The organism is Streptomyces sp. NPDC004134, assembly GCF_042874195.1.
In the GTDB taxonomy this organism is placed as follows: domain Bacteria; phylum Actinomycetota; class Actinomycetes; order Streptomycetales; family Streptomycetaceae; genus Streptomyces.
On sequence record NZ_JBIAMS010000025.1, the window covers coordinates 44,990 to 69,699 of the forward strand.

The following is a 24,710-nucleotide window of genomic DNA, read 5'->3' on the forward strand; positions in this document are numbered from 1 at the left end:
GGGTTCCTGCCCGCGGGCGAAATCAGCCGCCGGGGCGGGAAGTTCACCCCGGGTTACGCCTCCTGCGGTAGCAGGTCGTGGGCGAACCATGTGATTTCGGTCATCGTCCCCCTCGGGCGGTCATAGGGTGACGACATGAACACACCGGAGGCGCGGACCGGGGAAGACGCGGAGGCGCGGGCCGAGGCGCTGACGGCGCTGCGGGTGGCGGCGGGGCTGCGACTGCCCGCCGAGGGCTGGGCCGAGGCGCGGCGCGCGGTGGAGGCGGTGAACGCGGCGCTGCGCGACCGGGACACCGGCGCCCTGCGGGACGCGACGGGCGAACTGGAGCTGGTCGAACCCGCCCGCATCCGCACCGGCGCGGCCGGCGGCGAGGAGCCGGGCGACGCGGACGCGGCGGCCGGGACCGCCCCCGCCGAACTGCGGGAGTTGCTCAACCGGACCGTGCACGCGCTCACCGCCGAGCCCGGTGCCGCCGACGCAACCGGGGCCGGGCCGGACGCCGGTGGCCGGGACTGACCCCGTACCGCTGACCGACCAGTCGCTCGTCGTCCACCTGTTCGTCAGCACCACCGGGCCGCACCGCGCCACGGCGTACCGCCGGCTGCGCGCCGTGTGGGCGGCCTGCGGGCGGCGTCTCGGCATGACGCGGCCCGTGCCCGCGACCGGCCTGCGGGTGGCGCTGCCGCAGCAGGCTCCGGCGCTGCCGGACGGCGGCGGGCTGGCGGCGCGGTGCGACCCGTCCGGTTACCGCCAGGCGATCGTGCGGCGGCGGCACGACCTGCTGTTCCTCTCCGTGGCGCTGTCGCCCGCGCCGGGCGGCCAGGGGTCGTGGGCGGCCTTCGACCGGGCGTGGGCGGAGGCCGTGGGAAGCGGCGGGGAGTGGGCCCTGGGAGAGGCCAGGGTGTACGTCGCGTACGAGGCGGCCCCCGGCCCGCACGGCGGACATGCGGACCTCGAGGACCCCGCGGACCCCGGAGACCGGGACGGCCGAGCGGCGCGCCTCGCCGCCACCGTACGGCCGTTGCTGCCTGACGTGCCCCAAGCACCGGGGAGCGCCCTGCCGTTACGGCTCGGCGCACCCGCGGCGGTGCCGCACCCGCCGGTCGTGCTCTGGGAGGCGGTCCCGCCGCGGGAGCCGGGCGGTCACCCGGCGCGGCAGGCACCGTCCGGCCCGTACGCCGCCGGGCGGACGCGCCGCTTCGTCGCCGTGGCGGCGGACCGGGGCGCGGAACCGGCGGCCGCCGAACGCTGGCTGTGGACCCAGGGCACCGGCACCCCGCCCCCGTTCGCGCGCTACCTCGCGGACGCGGCGAAGGTGCGCTACGAGATGCGGGTGCACGCCGCGCACGACAGCGACCTCGGCTCCCCGGCCGGCCCCGCCGTGGCCGGCGCCCTGGCCGCGCTGGAGCGGAGCGTCGCCGCGGCGGGCGAGGGCGCGCAGGTACGCGGCCGGGAGCTGCCGGACTGGCGCAGCCGCCTCCTCATGCTGGTCTCCGGCCCCGCCGGGCTCACGCAGTGGATCACCAGGCTGACGGAGATGCGGGCCACGGTGCGTATCGCCGAGGCCAACATGCGGGCGCGGCGGGAGGAGACCGGTCTGCCGGACGGCGGGCAAGGGCCCTTCGCCGACGACGCCGCACTCACCGCGTGGTTCTCGCAGCGGCTGACCGACGGCCTGCTCTATCTGGAGGCGGACCGGGAGCGCGCCCGGGACGCGCTGGCCGCGCTCACCGCCGAGGCGGAGTTCGCCCTCCAGGAGCGCCGGGAGGCCACCCTGCGCGCGGAGGAACTGGCGCAGCGCCGGCAGAGCAGGGTCAATCTCTTCCAGAGCGCGTTCCTCGGCGCGGTCCTGATGGTGCTGGCGGCGGTGCAGACCCTCGCCTACGAGCTGCCGTTCGTCGCACCCCCGGCCGTGCCGGCGCTGATCGCGCTGCTCGGCGCGCTGGCCCTGCTGCTGGCGACGCTCGTGCTCTGGGTGGCCACGCCGCCGCAGGAACGCGGTCCCGGCCGCACCGGCGCACTGCTGGCAGGGCTCGTCGGCGGTACGGGCGGCTGGCTGGCGGCCACGGCCGTCACCCACGCGCTCACGGGGGCCGGTTCCCCGCTGCCGGTGACCTGGGGCGCCGCCGTACCGGGCTTCGCCGCGGGCTGGCTCTGGATGCGGCGGCTGCTGCGCCGGGGGCCGGACGCCGGCGGGCACCGCTGAGGTCCGTACGGTCCCCGTACATCGCGACATGAACGGACAAGGTCGCACAACTTAGCTCAGTCGCGTACGAGTTGTCCCGCACTGGCTCACCATGGACACGCGACCGGCCGGCGCTCCGCCCACCCCCCTCCACCGGTTGCGTGCCGACGCACGCCCGTGGCCCGACCCGTAGGTGGAGGCGTGAAGAACACCCATCCCGTACCGGACTACGTGGGCCGGATCCTCTCTTCCTCCGGGGTGCCCCAGGGCACCTGCTTCCAACTGGCGCCGGGATTTCTGGTGACCGCCTGGCACGTCGTCCAGGGCACGCTGGCGCTCGGCGACGACGAGGTGCTGGCGGTCGACCGATTACGCGACCCCGGTGCCGACCGGATCACCGCGCGCGTCCTGGCAGAGGACCGCAAGGCGGATCTGGCGCTGCTCGCGGCGGACGCCGCCTTCCCCGGGAGCGCGCGGCTGCTGCGCGGCTCCCGGTCGGTCGCGTACGCCGAGCCCGTCACGGTGGTGGGCCACGCCCTGATGTACGAGGTGGCCGGCACGCCACCGGTCGTGTGGGTGGAGGCACTCGGCGAGTGGCAGGGCGAGGTGCGCCGCACCGACGACGTCACCCTCGGGCGCTTCCACTCGCGGGACGTGCTGCCCGGCATGAGCGGCGCGCCCGTACGGCAGCGGAGCGACGACAGCGTGGTCGGCGTCGTCTCCGCCCGCTACAACACCGCCGACGGCTGGCTCGCCAACAGCGTGTGGGCGGGGCGCGCCGACGACCTGCGCGCCCTCTGCGCGGGCCACGTCGACCTCGGCGCGAGCCGGTGGGCCGGCCTCCCGGCCACCGCCGCCGCGGCCGGCGGCGGCGCCGCGGCGGCGGTGGCCGAGGACATGCTGCGCAAGCGGCGCGACGACCCGGTCATCGAGGTCCGTACGGACTCCGCCCCCGCGCCCGGCCGGGAGCCCGGCGAGCCGGTGGCGCCCGCCGCACACTCCGGAGGCGGTACGGGCGCCGCGGACGTGCCCGTGACCGGGGGGTCCGGCGAGTCGGTGCCGGACGCCGTCGTCGAGGAGGTGACCCAGGGCGCGCTGGAGCGTGTCACCCGCTGGATCCTGGACTACCTGTAGGCCGCCGCTCACCCGGGCCGCGAGCGGCGCGGGGACCGGCGGCGCGTCACCGGAAGGCACCCGAGGTGGACAAGAGCCCGCACGACAGCGACTACGGCCGCTGGCTGATGAACGTCTCCCGACTCAACGGCGTCCCCCTGCCCCTGCCCGCCGTCCTCGACGACGGCACCCCGGACTCGATCAGGATCGAGTCCGGCGACGCCTACATACACCGCGAGACCGGAGTGATCCTCGCGTTCGTCCTCACCGACGACCACGGCGTACGCCACATGTTCGCCCTGGACCACGCCGACCGGAGCTTCGAGCCGCTACGGGACGCCATCCACGCCTTCCTCGACTCGCGGTTCCTGCGGAACCTCAGGAACGCGACCCCGCTCGGCAGGCTGATCAACATCGCCGGAGCGGCGGTGCGGCACTACTGGCGGTGGGACAGGGAACCGGCCGGCACCGGCTATTACCTCTACCCGGACGGGAAACTCCTGTTCCGCGGCACCTACAAGCTGGAAGAGGGGTGAGCCGGCTCGTGCACCCCCAGAAGGAAGCCCTGCCCACCGTCATCGACGGCCGGGACGTCTACATCGCCGTCCAGCGGCTCCCCGGCTCCGAGCCCACCTCGTCGAACCTGCGCAGGGTCGCGGGGCAGAAGGCGACCGAGGCGCTGGACCACGTCCAGAACACGATCCACGTCGTCGCCGAGCGGTTCAGCCGCACCGTCGGCGAGCTGGCGGAGCAGGCCACCGCGCCGGAGTCGGTGTCGATCGAGTTCGGCATCACGATCGCCAGCGAGGGCAACGTCGTCCTCTTCAGCGGGTCGGCCGAGGCGTCGGTCGCGGTCACGCTGACGTATCCGGTCGCGAACGGGCGCTGACGCGCGCACAGTCCGCCACGGCGCCCCGGTTACGGCGACGGGTGCGCGGCGGCGCCGGCGGAGACCGTGAGGGCGAAGCTGACGGCGCTCGCCGCGCACCTCCCGGGGCCGGCCGTCGGCCCGCGCGGTCTCCGGTTCCGTCATCGGGCGGGTCCGAGAGCGGTGGCCAAGGCGTCCTCCAGGGTGCGGGTGACGGGGAATCCCTCCGCGCGGAGGGCGGCGCCGGAGTGCAGCCCGCTGGCGTAGAGCACGCAGCGGGTGCCGACGGCCGCCGCCGCACGGGCGTCGTCGACGCTGTCGCCGACGAGCAGCACGGCGCCGGGCGTACGGTCCAGGGCGCGCAGGTGGGCCGCGAGGTGATCGCGTTTGTAGCCCGCGTCCGCGCCGCGCTGGCCGTCCACGCGCACCAGGTGCGGGCCCAGCGCGAAGCGCTCGGTCAACTCCGTGAGCACGTCGTGCGGATGCATGGACAGGACGGACTGCGTCAGCCCCGCCTCCGCCGCCGTGCGCAGCGCGGCGAGGGCGTCGGGGGCGAGGCCGATGCCGGGCCTGCGGCGCAGGTAGGCGTCGTGGAAGGCGGCGTGCAACTCGGCGCGCAGCGGCGCCGGGACGGCGCGGCCGAGCAGCCGGTCGTAGAACGTGTCGATGGGCTGGGTGTGCAGCGCCCGGTAGCGCTCGGGCGTGACCGGCGGCAGCCCCTGGCGCGCGAACGCCTCGATGGTGGAGGCGATCAGGGCGTCCGCGTCGTCGAAGAGCGTGCCGTTCCAGTCCCACACGACATGGGTGATCCCGCCGTCCGTCATGTGCCGGTCCGCCAGGAGGCGAGGTGGTCCCGCCGGCGCGGGCCGAGTTCCTCCAGCCCGCGGCACAGGCTGGCGGTCTCGGTGGTCACGTGCAGACAGGCGGCGATCCGGGCACCGGGCAGGGGCTTCTCCTCCGCCCACCGCGCGGTCGGCGCGCGCGGCACCGGCATCCGGACGTAGGCGAAGTCGATCTTCCGGGCGCCCTCCCCGGCGAGCGCGGGGTCGCGCGGCAGCGGCATGGGGCTCCTTCCCTGGACGTACGGGGCGGGGGGTGAACGGCACCGAGTCCACCCGCTCCGGCCGCCGCCGACCAGGGCGGCAACCCGGCACTTGGCCGTCATCCGGCACCCGCCGCGCGGACCGCGGGCGCCGGGCCGACGGCGGGCGGCTGGTTACGCTTCGGGGTATGCCTCGCCTCTCCGCCCTCGCGCGCCGGCGCCGCAGCCGCGGCCACACGCAGGAGTCGCTGGCGCAGCGCCTCGGGGTGGACGTCTCCAGCGTCGCCCGCTGGGAGCGCGGGATCTCCACCCCCTCGCCCGGTGTCCGCCGGGCGCTCGCGGGGGAACTCGCCGTCACCCTGGACGGCCTCGCCGCCCTGCTCGGCCCGCCGTCCGCCACCGTGCCGCCCGCCGCCCGGCAGGGCGTGCACCAGGAGCACCCGGTGCTGATCAAGGACATCTGGGGCGCGGCGGAGCGCGACGACCTCGCGGTACGCCTCGGTGCGGGCGCGCCGCCGGAGCCGGGCACGGCGCCGGAGCCGGGGGGAGGGGAGGGCGGGCACGGCCACGCCGTAGAGGTCGTACACCAGTGGCTGATCACCCCGCCCCCGCCGGCCCACGCCCACCGCTCGCACGGACGCCCCCGCCGCATCGGCGCGACGGAGCTGGACGGCGTACGCGCACGGCTGCGCTATCTCCACCGGACGGACGACACCGTCGCGGGCGGCGACCTGTACCCGGCCGTCCGCGACGAACTCGCCCGTACGGCCGCCCTGTTGCGCACCACGTCGTCCAGCGCGGCGACCGGCCGCGACCTGCTGCGGCTCCTCGCGGAGCTGTGCCAGCTCGCGGGCTGGTCGGCCGCGGACGCGGGGGACGAGGGGGCCGGCACGCGCCATCACGTCCACGGCATCAAGGCCGCACACGCGGCGGACGCGCCCGTACTGGCCGCGCAGTTGGTCTCCAGCCTCGGCTACCACCTGGCCGAGCACGGCCACGGCCGCGACGCAGTCACGGTCACCCGCTCCGCGCTTACCCGCCTGGACGCCGTGGGCCACGGCAGCGCGGAGGCGGCGCAGGCGACGCCGGCCGTCCGCGCGCTCCTCCACGCCCGTACCGCCTGGGCCCACGCCGTGACGGGCGAACGCGCACTCGCCGACGAGGCGCTCCGCCGCGCCGAGGACGCCTACGGCGCACGCCGCGCGGGCACCGACCCGGACCCGGCCTGGGCGTACTGGCTCACCCCGGACGAGATGCAGATCATCGCCGGCCGCCTCGACGTAGCCCTCGGCCGCCCGCGGCGCGGCGGCGAGCGCATCGGCGCGGCGCTGGCCGCCTGCGATCCGCGGCGCGTGCGCGAGACCGTGCTCTACACCGCGTGGCTCGCCCACAGCCACCTGCGCCGGCACGACCACGGCGCGGCGACGGAACTGGCCCGCCAGGCACGCCACCTGAACGGCACGATCCGCTCCCGCTACGCCGACCGCGCCCTGACCCGCCTCACCCACCGACTGTCCACGCCGCCTCGGTCCGCCCCGAACTGACGCCGTGCCCTGCCGAGGGCGATGGTGGCCGTCAGGCGCCGGTGAGGGCGCGGCGCATCGCCGGGCGGTCCTTCTTGCGGCGGCCACGTCCGTGAAGGGCCGCCTGGAAGGCCGGGGCGATGCCGGTCATCACGTCGTCCGCGCCCGCGGCCCGGCCTGGCGCGGGTGCGACGGGTGCGACGGGTGCGACGCCCCCGAGTGCCGGTGGCTCTTCTGCGACGAATCACGCAACCGCACCGCCCGCTGCCGCGGCATGCGCCTGCGGCAGCGTCGTCAGAGCCCGCCGCTGCCGCGACAGGCAACGCCACCGCGCCGCGGACGCGCCGTGACCGGCGTCCCCTGCCCACGGGGTGCTCGCCGGGACGCAGGTGCTTCCCGCTCCAGGGCGAGGGCAAGTCGGGTCCCGTGCTCCGGCCGGGCAGCGGCGAGGTGGCCATGCCCCGGTCGTGTGCGTACGGAGGGGTGGCGCCGTTAGCCCTGTTGGGCCAACCCCCGCCGGGATCGGGGGCGGGCGCGGCCGGGCGATAGTTCCCTTGCGGGTGCGCGCTCTCCGCGCAGGGGCCGATACGGCTCGCCGGCTCCCGCCGGCCCGTGCCGTCAGCGTGAGTGACGCCGGCTGCCGACGCGTGCGATGCCCGCCGCAGCCCTCGACTCCCGGAGCCCAGGTTGTCCCACCCGCCCTCTGGCCAATTCCACCGCGACGGCCCGGCCGTCCAGGCCCGGCCGGGCCCGGAGAGTCTCCTCCGGGCCGCCTTTCCGCGCGTACGGCAGTACCTCGACGAGCTGATCGACCGCTCCTACGCGGTCCCGCACCCGACGCTCCACGCCTCGCTGAAGATGCTCGTCGCCCGCGGCCGGCGCGACCCCCAGGAGTTCTCCCTCCCCCTCCTCGTGCACGCGGCGATCCGCGGCGGCACCGGCCCCGCCGAGCCGGTCGCCGCGGTGCACGCGCTGTGGTGGCGCGCGGCCAACGCGCTCGACGACGTCGTCGACGGGGACGCGGGCCCGCGGACGTACGGGATGGACGGGAGCGCCGCGCTGACCGCCGCCCTGGAGTGCGGCTACGGACTGCCGCTGCGCGTGCTCGCCACCCTGCCCGCGCCCGAGCCGCTGCGCCGCGCCCTGACCGCCGACTACCTCGAAAGCTGGACCGCCGCCACCGACGGGCAGCTCGGCGACCTGCTCAACGAACCGCACGAGGTGGGCCCCGACGAGGTGCGCGAGGTCTACCGGAAGAAGAGCGGCGCGGTCTACGCCATGGCCTGCGTGCTGGCCGCCCGGGTGGCGCACGGCGCCGGGTCGGCCGGGCCGGGGCCGGAAGCGGACCAGGCCGCGGCGTGGGGCGAGTTCGGCGAGGTCCTGGGGATCCTGGCGCAGCTCCGCAACGACCACGACGACCTGCGCGACGGCACCGGCGCGGACCTGCGGAACGGGACCGCCACCTACCGCCTCGCGCAGTTGCTGCACCGGCCCGACCGGGCGGAGAGGGAACGGGCCCGGCTGCTGTTCAGCCGGGCCGCCGCCTCGGAACCCGACCACCGCGAGCTGACGGAACTCCTCGCGTCCCCGGACGTGCTGCGCCCGTGCAACCGGCTCCTGGCCGAACTGCGCCACCGCGCACACGCCCTGCTGGACGTCCTCTCTCCCGATTCCCCCTTCACCACCCTGCTGCGCGCCCGGGTCGACGCGGAGGCCCGCCCGCTCGACGTACGTGCGCGGCACGAACGCCCCGCCGCCGCACCGCAGTCGGCGGACCCCGGCGGCACCCCGGTCGCCCCCCGCCCCCGCACCGCACCCGGTGGGGAGGCGGGGGCGGACTGACGACCGGGGACCGCCTCACATCCGTCCGGGCACACCGCGGCCGGCGGCGCGGGCGTCAGGGCTGCCCGTAGCTCAGCAGAGCGGTGGCCGTGCAGTCCCGGTGCGCGACGCACCGCACCCAGTAGGCGGAGAAGTCGTCCGGGAAGGAGTGCCGGAGGGTGGCTCCGGCACCGACCGTGAACGTCCGGTAGGTGCACCACCTGCCGTCTCCGGTGAGGTCGACCTGGACCGCGATGTCGACCGGTCCCCCCGCGTCGTGCGACAGGCGGAGGCGCTTGTCGTCGTAGCCGGTCATCAGGTACGGATCGGAGGGCACGCCCGCCGCGACCCGGGTCTCCCGCCACGGGCCGCCCTCTCCGCGCGGGCGGCCGAGCTGCCACAGGTCGTCCGCGACCCCGACCCAGAGGGCCGTCCGGCCGTCGTCGGAGCGCCGGATGTGCGCGCCCGCGGGGGCGTCGTCCCGTACGCCGGAGAGGACGACGAGGCCGCGGTAGGAGCAGTAGTCCTTGATCCGCAGGTCGTGGGTGGCGATTGGGCGCATCTTGGCGAAGCCGCCCGCGTTCTCGGCGGGCAGTTCGTAGGCCGTGCCGTGGCAGTTGAACAGGTCGCGCTCGGTGACCACTTCGCGGTCCAGGCGCTCCGGGCCCAGCGGCCCGTCGCCGTCGAAGGCCGGGTCGCCCTTGGGGAGCCGCCAGCGCCGGCCGGCGTCGTCGACGACCAGCACGGACGCGGCGTCGACGGTCAGGACACCGGTGGGGATCGCCACGTTGTCGCGGTGGTACTGCTCGGAGGCGGGGTCGTCCACCCGGCGGAGGGCGAGTTCCCCGTCGAGTTCGTAGTACCCGACCGGCTCCTGCCCGCCGGAACCGGCCGCCGGACGGTCGGCGACGAGGGCGAGGGTGCGCAGGCCGCCGCCGCGGGCCCGGACCAGACCGCCGGTGACCGCGGTGTCGCCGACTCCGGCGAGGCCGTCGAAGACGGCGGCCGGTGCGCCCGGGCGCCGGTCCGTGTCCGACATGGCGAACGTCGCGGTCACGGTGGGGCAGTCGCGGTCGGTCCGCAGGCGCACCCACTCGGCGCGCAGGCCGGCGGGGAAACCGGTCCACCGGTAGCCGCCCGCGGGCACGGTGACCCGGGTGACGGGGGTCCATGACCCCGTGCCCTCCCGGTCGGCCTCCACGCTGAAGTGCACCGGGCCCGGTGCGGTGTGCGTGAGGTGGAGCGCGCGGCGTTCGTATCCCGCGAAGTGGAAGGGGTCGGAGACGCTGCCGGCCGCGACCGGCTCGTCGTCCCACACGGCGCCCTGGCCGCGGCGGACCCCGAGGCGGTCGAGCCGGTCGGGGCGGACGAACCACAGATTGGACTGGGACTGGCCGGGGCCGACGATGTTCCCCTTGTGCCGCCGCTTGTTGAGGAACTCCTGGCGGGCGGTGTCGTCGGTGCCGAAGACGACGTCCTCACCCCAGCGGCAGAAGTCCCCGACGACCTTCAGATACGTGGAGCGCTGCGCGATCCCGGCCGTCTCGCCGGGCTTGAAGCCCGGCGGGAAGTGCCACATGGCGCCGTGCATGGTCATGAGCAGGGTGCGCTCGCCGATGTCGCGGATGCGCGGCCACTCGGTGTTCCAGCCGTGCGCGCCGTCGTAGCAGTGACTGGCCTTGGGCAGGCGGTACGTGTGCCACGTGCCGCCGTGCAGCACCATCAGGATCAGCGAGCGGTAGTCCCAGCCGACGGCCCACACCGGGTCGTCGGGGCCGGCGTTGCCGCCGGCGATGCCGCCGGGCCCGGTCACTTCGGTGAACTGGTTGCGGCGTACCAGCGACCAGTCGCCCCGGCCGTGCCACTGGGCGAGGGCGCCCGAGGTCGTGCGGGGATCGGTCAGGGCCTCGGGGGCGGCGTCGCCGTTGTTGCTGTAGACGAGGACGGACGGGCCGGTGAACAGCCCCTTGCCGTGGTAGCCGGGCAGCGCGGAGTCGACGGTGGCGGGGTGGTCCGGGCTCGTGAGGCCGCCGTTGCCGTCCTTGATGTGGCCGAAGACCTCCAGCGTGTCGACGTCGACGGAGTACAGGCCCTCCTCCATCGTGGCGAAGTGGACGCGCTGCCGGGGAGCCGTCAGGTTCCGGGCGGTTCCCGTGAGCCGGCCGGGCATCGCGTCGCGGGGGATCACCCGGACCCCGCCGGAGCCGTCGATCACGTACGGGCCGATGAACAACTGCCGGGACTCGGCGTGGACCATCCGGTTGGCGTGGGTGCCGCCGACGCTCTCGGGCCGTACGACCTGCCGGAGGTCCGGGGTGATCTCGTACAGCTTGTCGCTGGAGCCGCGCACCAGGTGGGGGCCGTACGTGACGGCCCAGAGCCGGCCCGCCCAGGGGACGACGGCGCCGGTGCCGCACTCGCCCTCGTCGTTGAACATCGCCAGTGACGGATAGACGCCGGACACGCCCTGCGGTGGGGCCACCGGCGGTGCGCCGGCGCCCGCGGCCTGCCGTACGGGCTGGAGCAGTGGCACGCCCGCGGCGGCGCCGGCGACGGCCGCCGAACGGGCAAGGAAGGACCGTCTGCTGGGGGGTTGCACATCGCTGGTCATGGTGTGCCGTGTCCCTTCGGGAGGAGGGAGTGGCGGCCAGGCCCGCAGCCATGCGCAGACTGCCATTCGGTCATGTTCAAGTCAATAGGTTCGCGAGCCCTCTTGTTGTTTTCTGATTGCTTCTGTGGGATATCTGGATGGGTGATCCGTGCACGCCGCGTGGGTCAGACCTCCGATTAATGCGTCCCAAGTCGGGCTGTTTGCCCCGTACTTGATGACGGCGCAGCCCATTGACATCCGATGAACCCGCATTTACGTTCCTCCGCGATCCCCTGACAGGAGAGTCGGATGTCTGCAGCGTTCGGGCGGCGCGGGGTGCTCGCGACCGCGCTCGGCGTGCCCCTCGTCGTCACGGCCGGCTCCGCCGCGGGAGCGGCCGGCCGCGGGCCGCGGGCGGCGCACGGCCCGGTCGCGGGCCTGGATCCGCGGAGGGCGGGCGACAAGCTCGCCTCCCTGCGGTTCGGCATGTTCGTGCACTTCAACCCGTCGGCCGTGGTCGGCAGGGAGATCGGCTGGGGCCGCAACGCCTACCGGCCGGGCGAGCCGCCGGGCAACCAGTACGAGGATCCGTCGGTGACGGACGACCCGGTGTACGACGTCGCCTACCGCGACTTCCTGCCCGAGGCGGACTGGGCGGCCAGGCTCGCCGCCACGGCCAGGGCGGCGGGGATGACCTACCTGGTCTTCACGACCAAGCACCACGACGGATACCCGAACTTCCGCACCGCCAACGTCACACGGTCCTTCTACCCCGACTACGCGGCGACCCCGATGGGGCGGTCGGGACGCGACCTCACCCGCGAGGTGGCGAAGGCCGCCAGGGCCGCGGGCCTGAAGGTCGGCTTCTACTACTCGGCCCGCGACTGGACCCAGCCCGACTACGCCGCCGGCGACTACGCGGCGTACTACGCCTACATGCGCGAGCACGTCGAGCAGTTGCTGACGCGGTACGGGGAGATCGACTTCCTCTGGTACGACCACATCCCCTATGCCGACATGGCGCCGTTCCGCCCCCCGCTGCTGCTCACGGACCCCCGGGAGCTGCAGCCCGGCCTGCTGGTCAACGACCGCGGCTACGCCACCATGGGCTTCGAGCCGAAGCCGGCCACCCTCGCCGGGGACTACAGCACCCCCGAGCACCGCGTCGGGGCGTTCGACCCGATCCGGCCGTGGGAGTCGTGCATCACGATCACCCCGCCGCACTGGTCCTGGCAGCCGGGCCGGCCGCACTCCGACTTCGCGACCGTGGTCGAGACCCTCGTCGCGACGGCCGTCGGCGACGGCAACCTGCTGCTCAACGTACCGCCCACGAAGACCGGTTACCTGGAGGACGGCGTCACCGCGACGCTGCGCGAGGTCGGCGGCTGGATGGCGGAGTACGGGCGCGAGGCGATCGTCGGGACGCACGGTGGGCCGTTCCGGGCGAGCGCCATCGGCGGGTCGACGTACCGCGGCAGCACGGTCTACGTACACCTCACCGACGACCTCGGGCCCGCCAGGCTGCGGCTGCCCCGCCTCAACGCCCGGGTGCGGTCCGTCAGGACCTTCGACGGACGGGCCGTGCCGTACACCGAGGACGAGAAGGGCGATCTGCTTCTCGATCTGCGTACGTTCACCAAGTCCACGCCGGACATGATCCTCAAGCTCGCCGTCGACCGGCCGCTGACCGCGGAGTTCGTGACCCGCTCGGCGATCGCGTGGGACTCCTGACGCCACGCCACACCACCGACGAGGAGGCCCCCGTGAACAGGCACAAGCGCACCTCCCTGACCACGCCCGGCACGGCCGTCCCGGCGGTGACCACCCTGCCTGCCGCACCTTCGACACCGGGAACCACCCGAAGTCGAGGCCGGGGACCGAGGACCCGAGGAGTGACACACATGGCAGCACGGCTTTCGCACCGCGGCCGGCGAAGAGCACCGCTTTCCCGCTGGCGCGCCCTGTTCGCGGCGCTCGTCCTGGCGCTCGCCGCCGGCCTCCTTGCCGCTCCCGCCACCCAGGCGGAGGTTCAGCATCCGCGGCAGGAGTGGCTGCGCGACTCCACCGCCGGCCTCTTCCTGCACTGGGGCATGTTCACCGCGCCCAGGCACCTCGACTGCGAGGAGTGGGAGCGCGACGTCACCGGGGGCGGCTGGTCGGCTGACTACTGGGTGGACGAGGCGAAGAAGCTCGGCGCCTCGTACATCGTGCTGGCGACCTTCCACAGCCGGCTCGGCTACGCCCGCCCGTGGCCGTCGGAGATCCCGGGCAGTTGCGCCACGGAGCGCGACCTGCTCGGCGAACTCGTCGCGGCCGGGCAGGAGAAGGACGTCAAGATCATCATGTATATGACCGACGACCCGCAGTGGCACAACGAGCAGGGCGTCGAGACGCTCGACTCGGCCGCGTACTCCGCCCACAAGGGCCGGGACGTGGACCTGACCACCCGCGCCGGGTTCGGCATGTACAGCTACGACCTGTTCTTCGAGCTGATGGAGAACTACCCCGGCCTGGCCGGCTTCTGGATCGACAACGACAACGAGTACTGGGAGGAGAACGACCTCTACGAGCAGATCCGCGAGCGGCGTCCCGACTGGCTGCTGAGCAACAACAACGAAGACACGCCGATCATGGACACCGTCAGCAACGAGCAGAAGACCGGCATGACCCCCTCGTACGACTACCCGTCCGCCGTGACCGTGCCCATGCCGCGGCTGACCGAGGCGGACTACAAGCTGCCCACGACGGGTAGCTGGTGGTACGACGGCGGCGACCACGAGGTCGACGCGCGGCTGAGCACCGGCCGCTACATCACCAACGCCGGCGCCTCGATGAAGTCGCTCATGGCCGAGACCCCGATGGTGAACGGCAAGATGCCGCCGCAGCAGGAGGCGTTCAACGACTTCATGGGCCGGTGGGTCGAGCCCGTCAGGGAGTCGGTCTACGGCGTCGAGGGCGGCGGCTACATGTACGGCGGCATGCAGCCCGGCTTCTGGAACGACGGCGCCCACGGCGTGGTCACCGTCGGCCGGGGCGACGGCGGCACCCGCACCCAGTACGTCCACGTGCTCACCCGGCCCCGCACCGACTCCGTCCGGCTGCGGGACAACGGCTATCGCGCGACCGCGGTGACCGACCTGCGCACCGGCGAGGAGATGCGCTTCAGCCAGTCCGGCGGCCACCTGTCGATCCTGGACATCCGCGACTGGGACCCGTACGACACCGTCTTCAAGGTCACCACCGACGGCGGGCAGCCCTACTACGACGCCGCGGGAGTGACCGCCACCGCCTCCTCCGCGCGCGCCGGCCACCCGGCCGCCGACCTCACCGACGGCGACTACGAGACGTACTGGGACAGCGACGGCCGACTGCCGGCCTCCGTCACCCTGGACCTCGGCGCGCGCAAGCCCGCCACGGCGCTGGCGGTCAACCAGCGCGAGTGGTCCCCGACGCACGCCCGTACGACCTTCGGCCGCCCCGAGGACTCCGCGCGCATCAAGGACTACCGCGTCTACGCCAGCGACGACGGCAAGCACTTCAGGCAGGTACGCGCCGGGGCGATGCGCAGCGCCCGCGGGGTGCAGGTCGTCGACATCGGCGACCAGAAGGCCCGTTACCTCAGGCTGGAGGTACGCAGCCTCTGGGGCGGCCCGCAGGCACCGGAGTTCTTCGGGCAACTGCGGGTCGACGAGATCCAGGTGGCCCACGGCCGCCCCGCGGCCACCCGCACCGCGCTGCCGCTGGAGGCCGAGGCACGGGACAACCGGCTCCAGGGCGGGGCGCGCGCGACCGGGTGCGGGGCCTGCTCCGGCGCCCGGCACGTCGCCGGGCTCGGCGGCGGGGAGCGCAGCTCCGTCACGTACCGCGACGTCCGTGCGCCCGCGGACGGCGACTACCGCCTCCAGCTCGACCACACCGCCCGCGGCGACTCGTCGCTCTCGGTGAGCGTCAACGGCGCGGCGCCGGCCGTCGTCTCCGTCGCCGGCAGCAACGTGGAGGTGCCGGAGAGCACGGCGGTCTCCGTGCCGCTGAAGGCCGGGGCGAACACGGTGAAGGTCTTCAGCACCGACCGCCGGGGCCCCGGCCTGGACCGGATCTCGGTCGGCCCGCTGCCCCCGGCCTCGTACCGGCCGAAGACGACGCTGACGGTCCGCCCGCACGGCCTGCAGTGGGCCGGCCCCGGGCAGCGCTCGACCACGGTCACCGCGCAGCTCCGGCTGGACGACGACGAGCAGCTCACCGACGTCCGCCTCGCGCCGCGGCTGCCGGCCGGCTGGACGGCGGCGGGCGGGCCGGCCACGGCCTCGTCGCTGCGGCTGGGCCAGACGCTGGAGGCGAGCTGGACGGTCACCTCACCCCCCGGGCAGGACGCCGGCTCGGCGGACATCCCGGTGGCGGCGGACTTCGACGTGCTCGGGCGCGGCAACAGCGTGTCGGACGAGGTGTCGCTGCGGACGCTGCCGGGCGACCGGGCGTGGATGCGCGAGGCGGAGGACTCGGCGAACGACCTCGGCACGACGGGGATCACCGGGTGCGGCCCCTGCTCGGGCGACGAGAAGATCCGCAACATCGGCGGCAGCGCGGGGGCGTCGGTGGTCTTCCCGGACGTGGAGGTGGCCGAGGGCGGTGAGCGGACGCTGTACGTCGACTACACGGTGAACGGCACGCGCACGTTCGAGGTGAGCGTCAACGGCGGCCCGCCGGCGGAGGCGACGGTGACGGACATCGGCAACAACACCCCCCGCACGACGTCGCTCCCGGTCACCCTCCGACCGGGCACCAACACCATCAGGATCGGCAACACCTCGGACTCCGCCCCGGACCTCGACCGCCTCTCCCTGGGAACCCGGGGAGGCACGCCGTAGGCCCGCTCCGGGAGCGGCACGACGCGTAGCCGTGTGGGGGTAAGGACTGCCGGTCCGTACCCCCACACCGGCGGTCCGAGCCGCGACTTCGCGACGGGAGTGGGGCACCGCCGCGCGGGCTGCGGTACCCGAATGGGTCTGCCGGGAGGCTGCCGTGGGTCCGGGCGCCCAGCATGGGGGTATGGATGCCGAGCGGATGTCTGGGATCGATCCTGCCTCCAGCCCCAGTGGGGAAGGGTGTGCCGGGTGTGCGGCCGGGGAGGGGCCCGGGTGGTGGTTCCACCTGCGGCGGTGTGCCGCCTGCGGGCGCATCGGGTGTTGTGACTCCTCGCCCTCGCAGCACGCCAGCCGGCACGCGCGGGAGAGCGGGCATCCGGTGCTGACCAGTTTCGAGCCCGGCGAGGACTGGTTCTGGAACGCCGACACCGGGCAGTTCGTCGACGGGCCCGCGATGAGCCCGCCGCACGCGCACCCCGACGAGCAGCCGGTGCCGGGGCCCGCGGGGAAGGTTCCGCCGGACTGGCAGCAGCACCTCAACTGACGCGTCCTGGAGCTGTCGATGACGAATGTGCTTCCCACCGCCGACCCCTGGCCGGCGCTGCGCGTCGCGGACTGGGCGGACACCCGCGAGTCCCTGCACATGTGGACCCAGATCGTCGGGAAGGTCCGGCTGGCGCTGGCGCCGATGGTCAACCACTGGTGGCAGGTGGCGTTCTACGTCTCCGCCCGCGGCCTGACGACGTCCGCGATTCCCGGCCGCCGCACGTTCGACATGGAATTCGACTTCGTCGACCACCAGTTGCGGCTGCGCACCACGGCCGGCGCCGTGGAGACCGTCGCGCTGGAGGCGAAGCCGGTCGCCGACTTCTACCGGGAGACGATGGCGGCCCTGGAGCGGGCCGGGGTCGACGTCTCCATCCTGGCCCGCCCGGTCGAGGTGGAGGTGGCGATCCCGTTCGCCGAGGACCGTACCCACACCGCGTACGATCCCGGGCACGCGCACGCCTTCTGGGGGCAGTTGGTGCAGGCGTCGCGGGTGCTGAGCGAGTTCCGCTCGCGCTTCATCGGCAAGGTCAGCCCCGTGCACTTCTTCTGGGGCGGGATGGACATGGCCGTCACCCGGTTCTCGGGACGCGCCGCGCCCGTCCACGCCGGCGGCACCCCCAACTGCCCGGACTGGGTGATGACCGAGGGCTACTCGCACGAGCTGAGCAGTGCCGGCTTCTGGCCGGGCGGCGACGGCGAGGGCATGTTCTACGCGTACGCCTATCCGGAGCCGCCGGGCTTCAGCGACCACCCGGTCCCGGCAGGCGCCTATTCCCAGGAGTGGAAGCAGTTCCTCCTGCCGTACGAGACCGTCCGCACCGCCCCCGACCCCGACGCCCTGCTGCTGGGCTTCCTGCAGTCCACGTACGAGGCGGCCGCCCTCCACGGCGACTGGGACCGCGCCGCACTGGAGGACGACCCCGCCCGCCGGGCGGGCCCGCGCTGACAGAGGAGAGCCATGACCGACCAGAAGCCGGCCGTCGACCTGGAGAACCTGCCCGCTCCCGAGACCGGGATGGTCGTGACGCTCTTCCTGACCGTCCGGCGCATCGCCCGCTCCCGGGCCTTCTACAGCGAGGTCCTGGGCGGGGAGGTCGTCCTCGAGGAGAACCCCTGCATCGTCAAGCTCGCCAACTCGTGGGTGATCATGAATCCGGGTGGCGGCCCGACCCCCGACAAGCCGGATATCACGGTGGTGGACTACGAGCCCGGCGACACCGTCTCCAGCTTCATGAACCTCCGCGTCGCCGACATCGACGCGGTCTACCGGGAGTGGAGCGCCAAGGGGGCCACCTTCGTCACCCCGCCCATCGACCGCGGCGCGGAGAAGCGCTGCTACCTGCGCGACCCCGACGGCTACCTGATCGAGGTGGGCCAGGCCACCGGCATGCTGGAAGGCCACTTCGCGAAGAAGCGCCCCGAGGACCTGCCGGGCTGAACGAGCCCGCCGGGCCCCCGGGTTGACCCGCCGGCGCGGAACGGCCGCTGCCGCCGATCGGGTGAACGCCGTGTCCGCTGTCGGAGTGGCGGGACGAGCGGTGACCCGTCCGGCCCAATCATGTGGGCATGACTGTGCGTACCGCTGACGGAGCGGCATCGGTGGACCGGGCGATGGCCGCGATGTCCGAGGCCGGCGTCAGACTCATCGCGTTGAGCTGGGTCGACAACGCGGGCATCGGCCGGGTCAAGACCGTGCCGCTCGCCCGGCTTCCCCGACTCGCGGTGCACGGCGTCGGGATGTCCCCGGTGTTCGACACCTTCCTCGTGGACGACTCGATGGCCCGCACCGACGGCTACGGCGGCCCCGTCGGCGACCTGCTCCTGCTGCCGGACCTGAACCGGCTCACCCGGCTCGCCGCACAGCCCGGCTGGGCGTGGGCGCCCGCGGACCGGTACAGCCAGGACGGCGAGCCGTACCCGGGGTGCCACCGGTCCTTCGTCAACCGCATGGTGCGCGCCGCGGCCGGCCAGGGGCTGAGCCTGCGGATGGGGTTCGAGACCGAGTGGAGCGTCGGCCCCGGCGCCCTCGGCGAAGGACCGGCGTACGGGCTGGCCCGGCTGGCGGACTCCGGCGCGTACCTCCTGGACATCGTCGACGCGCTCACCGCGCAGGGCGTGGAGGTCCTCCAGATCCACCCGGAGTACGAGCCGGGGCAGTTCGAGATCTCCACCGTCCCCGAAGCCCCGCTGGACGCCGCCGACACCGCCGTCCTCGTCCGGCACACGGTGCGGGCCGTCTCCCACGCCCACGGGCTGCGTGCCTCCTTCGCGCCGCTGCCGGGACACTCCGGCATCGGCAACGGCGGGCACGTGCACCTGAGCGTGTGGCGCGGCGAGAAGAACCTGATGCACGGCGGTACGGGCCCGCGCGGCATGACGCCGGACGCCGAGGCGTTCCTCGCCGGGCTGCTGCGGTCGCTGCCCGCCCTGACCGGCGTCGGCTGCCCGTCCCCGGCCAGCTATCTGCGGCTGGCACCGTCCTCGTGGTCCGGCGCCTACCGCTGCTGGGGCTGGGAGAACCGGGAGGCGGCGCTGCGCTTCATCACCGGGCCCGCGGGCGAGGCGGCCCAGCGCGCGAACGCCGAGCTCAAGTGCTTCGACCAGGCGGCCAATCCGTACCTCGTGGTGGGCTCGGTCATCGCCGCGGGGCTCGCGGGCCGCGAGGACGCGCTGCGCCTGCCCGGGGAGTTCACCGACGACCCGGCCCACGCCGACCCCGCCGAACTCGCGCAGCAGGGCATCGAGCGGCTCCCGGCCGGTCTGGCGGACGCGGTACGGCACCTCAGGGGTTCGGTGGTGCTGCGCAAGGCGATGGGGGACCACCTCTTCGACGCGCTGCTCGCGGTGCGCGAGGCGGAGGACGGTCTCTTCGCCGGCCGCACCCGGGCCGAGACCGTCGACGCCACCCGCCGGCGGTACTGACCCGGGGCCGCCGGGCCGCGGGGCCGCCGGGCCGGTCAGCCGAGCAGCCGCCGCAGTTCCCCGGCGAGTTCGCGCGCCCGCTCCAGGTCGGCGGGCGCCGGCGCGCCCGTACCGCCGGTGGCAGGGCCGATCTCCGGAGCCTCGGTGCCTTCGGCGTCGAGGGCGCTCAGCCGTACGGTCTCGGTGGTCTCGGAGACGTCGATGTCGAAGACCACGCGGTCGGCGCGGTGCCAGGTGGTGAACCACTCCAGCGCGTGCCCGTGCTGGTCGGTGGTCTCCCCTTCGAGCATCAGCAGCGGGCCGCCCGGCTCGGTGCGCAGCGCCTCCGCGAGCATGTCGTCGGCCGCGACCGCGCGGACCTGCCGCCGTCCGCTGACCGGCCGCAGCCCGTAGTTCCGGGTGAGCAGCCGGTGCAGCGAGGCGTCCGTCAGGTCCGCGGCGCGCAGCCCGGGGACCTTCGCGGCGGGCAGCCAGGTGCGTACGTACGCCAGGGGATCGCCGCCGACGAGGCGGAGGCGCTCCAGCCGCAGCGCGTCCGCCGTGTGCAGGAATGCCTGCGCGCGCGGCGGCGGGGTGCCGGGGCCCAGCGTGCGGACGACGGTGTGCAACTCCTGCCCGGCGACGGCGAACTGGTCGGAAAGCCCGGTCGCCCGCTGCACCAGCCGCCGGTACTCTGCCGGCGACGCCACCAGCGTCGGCCGCCCCTGGCGGCGGATGACCAGGCCGTCGGCGGCCAGTCCCGCCACCGCCTGGCGCACGACGCTGCGCCCCACGCCGAAGGTGGCGCACAGCTCGGCCTCGCTCGGCAGAGGAGCCCCCGGCGGCAGGTCGTGGCCCAGGATCTGCTGGCGCAGGGACTGGGCGACCTGCTGGTGCAGGGGCCGCGGGTCATTTCTGTCGACTGCCATATCGCCCGGAGTCTACGAGGCCGTCCCCGGCCGCCCCACGGCGGCCGCCGCGGCCGCGGCGGCCGACTCGCCCTCCTGCGCGGTCCGCCACACCTGGCCCCAGCCCGGCGCCAGTTCCGCGGCGCGCCGGGTGGCCAGCACCAGGCTCGCCTCCCGGGCGACGCCCTTGCCCGCGATGTCGAAGGCGGTGCCGTGGTCGACGGAGACCCGCACGACGGGCAGGCCGACGGTGATGTTCACGCCGTCGTCGCCGTACACCGCCTTGAACGGGGCGTGGCCCTGGTCGTGGTAGCAGACGACGACGAACTTCCACTTGCCCCTGACCGCGGCCGGGATGAGCGCGTCGGCGGGCAGCGGCCCGACCGCGCGGATCCCGGCGGCGTTCGCCCGTTCCACCGCGGGCGCCAGCACGTCGGCGTCCTCGTCGCCGAAGAGGCGGTTCTCGCCCGCGTGCGGGTTGAGTCCGGCGACGCCGATGGGCTCCTCGGGCAGGCCGAGGGCGCGGGCGAACGAACCCACGAGGCCGAGGACGTTGTCCGTACGCGCGGGGGAGACCCCGGCGATGGCCTCGGTGAGGGACACGTGGGTGGTGAGGTGGAAGAAGTACAGCTCGCCGGCGGAGAGCACGAGGCTGAAGTTCTCGACGCCGAACTCGTGCGCCAGCAGCTCGGTGTGCCCGGGCCAGAGGTGGCCGCCGGCGTGCATGGCGGCCTTGTTCAGCGGCGCGGTGACGATGCCGTCGACGAGTCCGTCGCGGGCCAGCGCGCAGGCGCGCTTGACGAAGCGGGCGGAGCCGTCGCCGGCCGCCGCGCTGAGTTCGCCGTACGGGACCGCGCCCAGGGAAGGACCGTCCTGCACCAGGTCGATGGTCCCCGGCTCGTTCCGGGCGTCGCGGGGCGAGTCCACGACGCGCACCGCGGCCGGGTCCTCGCCGATCAGCTCGACGGCTCCGCGGACTGCGTCGGCGTCGCCGATCACGACCGGGCGGCTGACGCCGCGCAGCTCGTCGTGGTGCAGCAGGGTACGGGCCGTGATCTCCGGTCCGATTCCGGCCACGTCGCCCAGGGTGAGGGCAAGCGTGGGCACCTGCGGGTCGTTCACCGGTGACTCCTCTCCGTTCGCACCGCTTGCGCGGCCTTGATCAGTACATCGGGGCTGCCGAAGCCCCCGGCCTTGGTGGCCACGGGCAGCCCGGCGGCCGGGCCGCCGACGACGACGCCGAGCGGTACGCCCGGCTCGACGGTGTCGTGCAGCCTGATTCCGGTCCCGCCGAGGCGCTCCAGGACCGCGCGGGCGCCGTCGCCTCCGGTGGCGACGAGGCCGGTGACCGCGCCCGCGGCCACCGCGTGCGCGGCGGCGTCCGAGAGCCGGCGGGCGACCAGCTCCGGGTCGACGGCCGTGGCGCCCCGGTCCGGGGTGCTCAGCAGCAGCGTGGCCGGCCGGCCGGCCGCCGCCGTCCGCACCCGGTCGAGGAACCCGGCCCACGCGTCGTCCTCGGTGAGGTCCCGCGCGGTGGGCCGCAGGTGCTCCGCGGAGTGCGCGGCGAGGGCTTCGGCCTGGGCGCGGGAGGCGTCGTGCAGGCTCGTCACCACCACGAGGGCGGTGCCGGCGGGGTCCCCGGCGGGTACGGCGCCCGGGCGGGCCTCCGGCGCGGTGCCGGGCGGCTGCGCCGCCCGCGGCCGCCACCGGGCGGCCAGCGGGCCCGCGAGCCCCGCGGAGCCGACGGGGAGCGCCTGCTCGCCGAGGTCCGCGACCGTACGGGCGATGCGGTCCAGGTCCCCGTCGCTCGCGGCGTCGAGCACGACGATCCGGCTGCCCGCCGCGCGGACCTCCGCGGCCCAGGCGGCGGGCGTTCCCCGCGGGTCGAGGCGTACGAGCGGCGCGTCGAGCAGCGTCGGCAGATGGCTGACCGTCACGGGCGTCACCGGGTCGCGGCCGGCCGCGGTCTCACTGACCGGGCGTCCTTCGACCAGCAGGACGCCGTCCACGACGGTGCGGCCCACGGCCGGGAAGGCGGGGCAGACCAGCGCGACGGTGCCCGGGGCGAGCGCGTCGAGCATGGCGTCGATCTCGGCGCGGACGGGCCCGCGCAGCGTCGAGTCCACCTTCTTGAACAGGTGGGTCACGCCGCCGCGCAGCAGCCCGGCGGTCGCGGCGCGGACGAGGTCCGCCGCCCCGGCGTCCGGCCGGGCCCGGGAGTCCGTGGTGATCGCCACGACGGAGACGTCACCGCCGCCGCCGTCGGCGTCCCCGGGCCGGTCGCCGCCCAGCCGCAGCAGGGTGGGCCAGCCCGCCGCGGCGAACTGCACGGCGGTGTCGCCGGCGCCGGTGAGGTCGTCGGCGACGATCGCCACCTCGTACGTCATGCGCGCTGCTCCTGCTCCGGGCGGTCCGCGAGGCCGCCCGCGGAGCCGCGCACGGTCTCGTCCGGGGAGCCGCCCGGGGAGCCGTCCCGGGAGCCGTCCGGGGAGGCGGCCGCATCGTCGGTCCCGGCCGTGCCGGTCGTGTCTCCCGTTTCGTCGGGGACGCCGCCCTGCCGCAGGGCGCCCTTCCGCTTCAGCATGTACGCCGCGAGCAGCGGTGCGACGATCGCCGTGACCAGGGCCGACGCCGCCACCTGTGCGGTGGCGGTGCCGACGTACTCCTCGAACCGGGGGTCGGCGGCGGCCACGACGGCGGGGGTGGCGATGGCGTTGCCCGCGGTGGTGCCGGCGGCGAAGCCGAGGCCGGACATGGTGCCCCGGCGCAGGATGTACCGGTAGCCGACGTAGACCAGGTAGCCCGTGAAGGGCGCGATGACCAGGCCGAGGAGCAGGCCGGTCACGCCGCCGGTGACGATGTCGCCGAGGTCGATGCCGGTGCCGAGGGAGAACGCGAAGAACGGGATGACGATGTTCGGCACCGGCTGGACGACCCGGCGCCACTCGGCGTCGATGTTGCCCACCAGCACGCCCAGCAGGAACGGGACGATCGCGCCGAGCAGGGCGAGGAACGGGATGTCGCCGAGGCCGGAGGCGCCGAGGAAGAGCAGCGTCAGGAAGGGTCCGTCGTTGACGGCGCTGGCGACGTACGCCCCGCGGTCCCGCTCGTCGCCGTACTGGCCGGAGAAGGCGAGCCAGAGCCCGCCGTTGCTGTTGTCCATCGAGGCGAGCAGGGCGAGCAGCGAGACGCCGAGCAGCCCGTCGAGGCCGACGCCGAGCCCGAGCAGCACCACCAGCGTGGCCGGGATCAGGCTCTTCATCAGCAGCACCGTGCCCGCGTGGGCCAGGATCGGGCCGCCGGTACGGAGGGAGACCTGGGTACCCGTCGCGAAGATCAGCAGGGCGATCAGCGGCAGCGCGCTGTCCTCGAAGAGCGCCGTGGTGAAGCTCCCGATCCCGAGGGCGCCCGGCGCGAAGGTGCCGAAGATCGCGCCGAGGATCAGCGGGATCAGCATCAGTCCGCCAGGTATGCGCTGCATGGTGGCGAACAGGGGGACCCTGGACTTCTCTGGACCGCTCACGCCAACCTCCTCGTCGGCATCAGGAACGGCGCGGGCGCCGAACTTGTACGTATCTGTTGTACGTACAAGATGCCACACCGGGGCGGGAAGGGGAAGCCTCGGCTTTCCCGGCCAGGTGGCGGAAGCGGAAACCGGCCCCCGCCGAGGCGGGGGCCGGTGCGGAAACTGCAGGCCGGAGGCGGTACGGGTCAGGAGGGAAGGACGGCGTAGCGGAGGACGACCACGCCGTTGCCGAGGGTCCGGGAACCCAGGAGGTCGAAGTCCGCCCGGCTCTCCGGATCGAAGACCAGGTCGCCGGTGCCCGCCCGGACGAACTGCGGATACAGCCACAGATGCAGCTCGTCCAGCAGGCCCTCGCGCACCATCAGGTGGGTGACCGGGCCGATGCCGTACTGGACGATGTGCCCGCCGCTCTCCGCCTTGAGCGCGGCGATCCGCCCGGCCAGCCCGTCGGCGACCACCTCGGTGTTCTCCCAGGCCGCGTCCTGGAGCGTGGTGGAAGCCACCAGCTTCCGCATGGAGTTGAGGCGGTCGGCGACGGGATCGCCGCTGCGCTCCGGCCACGCGCCGGCGAACACGTCGTACGTCCTGCGGCCCATCAGCAGGGTGTCGCACTGCTCCAGGAGGGCGAGTTGGATCTCCTCGTGCTCCTTAGCGGCGCCGCCCGGCAGCGCCGGCCAGGTGTGCGGTCCGTCGACGACGCCGTCGAGGGTCACGTAACTGGAGTTGATGATCTTACGCATGCTCGGATCCTTGGCCGGAGGAACGGTTGGGCTCCCAGCCTCGGGCAGCCGCGGCCCCGGCTGAAGGTCCACTCGGCGC

At 74.5% G+C, this 24,710-nt stretch carries 21 protein-coding genes; 13 read left to right on the top strand and 8 right to left on the bottom strand.

Features of this window, described 5'->3' with window-relative positions; translation table 11 throughout:
- Positions 1-135 precede the first annotated feature (135 nt).
- From ACFYVJ_RS27060 to ACFYVJ_RS27080, 5 genes are all read left to right on the top strand, one after another.
- Positions 136-519 (top strand): CATRA system-associated protein, encoded by a 384-nt coding sequence (locus ACFYVJ_RS27060; protein WP_388896492.1) that lies wholly within the window; start codon positions 136-138, stop codon positions 517-519.
- Positions 506-2,209: a CATRA conflict system CASPASE/TPR repeat-associated protein gene (locus ACFYVJ_RS27065; protein ID WP_388896495.1), complete on the top strand. Its 1,704-nt coding sequence runs from the start codon at positions 506-508 to the stop codon at positions 2,207-2,209. Before ACFYVJ_RS27060 ends, ACFYVJ_RS27065 begins: the two co-directional genes overlap by 14 nt.
- Before the next feature lie 180 nt (positions 2,210-2,389).
- Complete coding sequence (locus ACFYVJ_RS27070) at positions 2,390-3,322, top strand: trypsin-like peptidase domain-containing protein (RefSeq protein ID WP_388896498.1); 933 nt, start codon at positions 2,390-2,392, stop codon at positions 3,320-3,322.
- 65 nt (positions 3,323-3,387) lie between these two features.
- Positions 3,388-3,837: a hypothetical protein gene (locus tag ACFYVJ_RS27075; protein WP_388896501.1), complete on the top strand. Its 450-nt coding sequence runs from the start codon at positions 3,388-3,390 to the stop codon at positions 3,835-3,837.
- Positions 3,834-4,190 carry a CU044_2847 family protein gene (locus tag ACFYVJ_RS27080; RefSeq protein ID WP_388896503.1) on the top strand — a complete coding sequence of 119 codons (357 nt, stop codon included), beginning with the start codon at positions 3,834-3,836 and terminating at the stop codon, positions 4,188-4,190. Before ACFYVJ_RS27075 ends, ACFYVJ_RS27080 begins: the two co-directional genes overlap by 4 nt.
- Positions 4,191-4,330: 140 nt before the next feature.
- On the opposite strand, the gene ACFYVJ_RS27085 is transcribed toward ACFYVJ_RS27080, so the two are convergent.
- Positions 4,331-4,993, bottom strand: coding sequence for an HAD family hydrolase (locus tag ACFYVJ_RS27085; RefSeq protein ID WP_388896506.1), 663 nt, complete (start codon positions 4,991-4,993; stop codon positions 4,331-4,333).
- Positions 4,990-5,232: an adenosylhomocysteinase gene (locus ACFYVJ_RS27090; protein WP_388896508.1), complete on the bottom strand. Its 243-nt coding sequence runs from the start codon at positions 5,230-5,232 to the stop codon at positions 4,990-4,992. Before ACFYVJ_RS27090 ends, ACFYVJ_RS27085 begins: the two co-directional genes overlap by 4 nt.
- 167 nt (positions 5,233-5,399) lie before the next feature.
- Here ACFYVJ_RS27090 and ACFYVJ_RS27095 point away from each other — a divergent pair, with 167 nt between their 5' ends.
- The gene (locus ACFYVJ_RS27095; protein WP_388896511.1) at positions 5,400-6,755 is read left to right on the top strand and encodes a multiprotein-bridging factor 1 family protein; all 1,356 of its coding nucleotides are present in this window, start codon (positions 5,400-5,402) and stop codon (positions 6,753-6,755) included.
- A gap of 666 nt (positions 6,756-7,421) precedes the next feature.
- Positions 7,422-8,576: a hypothetical protein gene (locus tag ACFYVJ_RS27100; protein ID WP_388896514.1), complete on the top strand. Its 1,155-nt coding sequence runs from the start codon at positions 7,422-7,424 to the stop codon at positions 8,574-8,576.
- Positions 8,577-8,631: 55 nt separating this feature from the next.
- On the opposite strand, the gene ACFYVJ_RS27105 is transcribed toward ACFYVJ_RS27100, so the two are convergent.
- Complete coding sequence (locus tag ACFYVJ_RS27105; RefSeq protein WP_388896516.1) at positions 8,632-11,166, bottom strand: hypothetical protein; 2,535 nt, start codon at positions 11,164-11,166, stop codon at positions 8,632-8,634.
- 288 nt (positions 11,167-11,454) lie between these two features.
- Here ACFYVJ_RS27105 and ACFYVJ_RS27110 point away from each other — a divergent pair, with 288 nt between their 5' ends.
- From ACFYVJ_RS27110 to ACFYVJ_RS27135, 6 genes are all read left to right on the top strand, one after another.
- A complete protein-coding gene (locus ACFYVJ_RS27110; protein ID WP_388896519.1) occupies positions 11,455-12,876 on the top strand; it encodes an alpha-L-fucosidase in 1,422 nt (473 codons plus the stop codon).
- Between the two features lie 170 nt (positions 12,877-13,046).
- Positions 13,047-16,010, top strand: a complete 2,964-nt coding sequence (locus ACFYVJ_RS27115; RefSeq protein ID WP_388896522.1) for an alpha-L-fucosidase — start codon at positions 13,047-13,049, stop codon at positions 16,008-16,010.
- A 181-nt stretch (positions 16,011-16,191) separates the two neighbouring features.
- Positions 16,192-16,551, top strand: coding sequence for a UBP-type zinc finger domain-containing protein (locus ACFYVJ_RS27120; RefSeq protein WP_388896524.1), 360 nt, complete (start codon positions 16,192-16,194; stop codon positions 16,549-16,551).
- Positions 16,552-16,569: 18 nt separating this feature from the next.
- Positions 16,570-17,502 carry a DUF5996 family protein gene (locus tag ACFYVJ_RS27125; RefSeq protein WP_388896526.1) on the top strand — a complete coding sequence of 311 codons (933 nt, stop codon included), beginning with the start codon at positions 16,570-16,572 and terminating at the stop codon, positions 17,500-17,502.
- A 12-nt stretch (positions 17,503-17,514) separates the two neighbouring features.
- On the top strand, positions 17,515-17,994 hold the full coding sequence (locus ACFYVJ_RS27130; RefSeq protein ID WP_388896529.1) for a VOC family protein: 480 nt from the start codon (positions 17,515-17,517) through the stop codon (positions 17,992-17,994).
- A 128-nt stretch (positions 17,995-18,122) separates the two neighbouring features.
- Positions 18,123-19,478, top strand: coding sequence for a glutamine synthetase (locus tag ACFYVJ_RS27135; RefSeq protein ID WP_388896532.1), 1,356 nt, complete (start codon positions 18,123-18,125; stop codon positions 19,476-19,478).
- A 35-nt stretch (positions 19,479-19,513) separates the two neighbouring features.
- On the opposite strand, the gene ACFYVJ_RS27140 is transcribed toward ACFYVJ_RS27135, so the two are convergent.
- The 5 genes from ACFYVJ_RS27140 to ACFYVJ_RS27160 all read right to left on the bottom strand — a co-directional run bounded on the left by ACFYVJ_RS27140 (position 19,514) and on the right by ACFYVJ_RS27160 (position 24,631).
- The gene (locus tag ACFYVJ_RS27140; protein ID WP_388896535.1) at positions 19,514-20,386 is read right to left on the bottom strand and encodes a GntR family transcriptional regulator; all 873 of its coding nucleotides are present in this window, start codon (positions 20,384-20,386) and stop codon (positions 19,514-19,516) included.
- A gap of 12 nt (positions 20,387-20,398) precedes the next feature.
- Positions 20,399-21,487 (bottom strand): 4-hydroxythreonine-4-phosphate dehydrogenase PdxA, encoded by a 1,089-nt coding sequence (gene pdxA / locus ACFYVJ_RS27145; protein ID WP_388896538.1) that lies wholly within the window; start codon positions 21,485-21,487, stop codon positions 20,399-20,401.
- Positions 21,484-22,752, bottom strand: a complete 1,269-nt coding sequence (locus ACFYVJ_RS27150; protein ID WP_388896540.1) for a four-carbon acid sugar kinase family protein — start codon at positions 22,750-22,752, stop codon at positions 21,484-21,486. The genes pdxA and ACFYVJ_RS27150 overlap by 4 nt, the downstream gene beginning before the upstream one ends.
- Entirely contained in the window at positions 22,749-23,888 is a 1,140-nt protein-coding gene (locus ACFYVJ_RS27155; protein WP_388896543.1) for a 2-keto-3-deoxygluconate permease, read from the bottom strand. The genes ACFYVJ_RS27150 and ACFYVJ_RS27155 overlap by 4 nt, the downstream gene beginning before the upstream one ends.
- A 188-nt stretch (positions 23,889-24,076) precedes the next feature.
- Entirely contained in the window at positions 24,077-24,631 is a 555-nt protein-coding gene (locus ACFYVJ_RS27160; RefSeq protein ID WP_388896545.1) for a dihydrofolate reductase family protein, read from the bottom strand.
- Between the last annotated feature and the right edge of the window lie 79 nt (positions 24,632-24,710).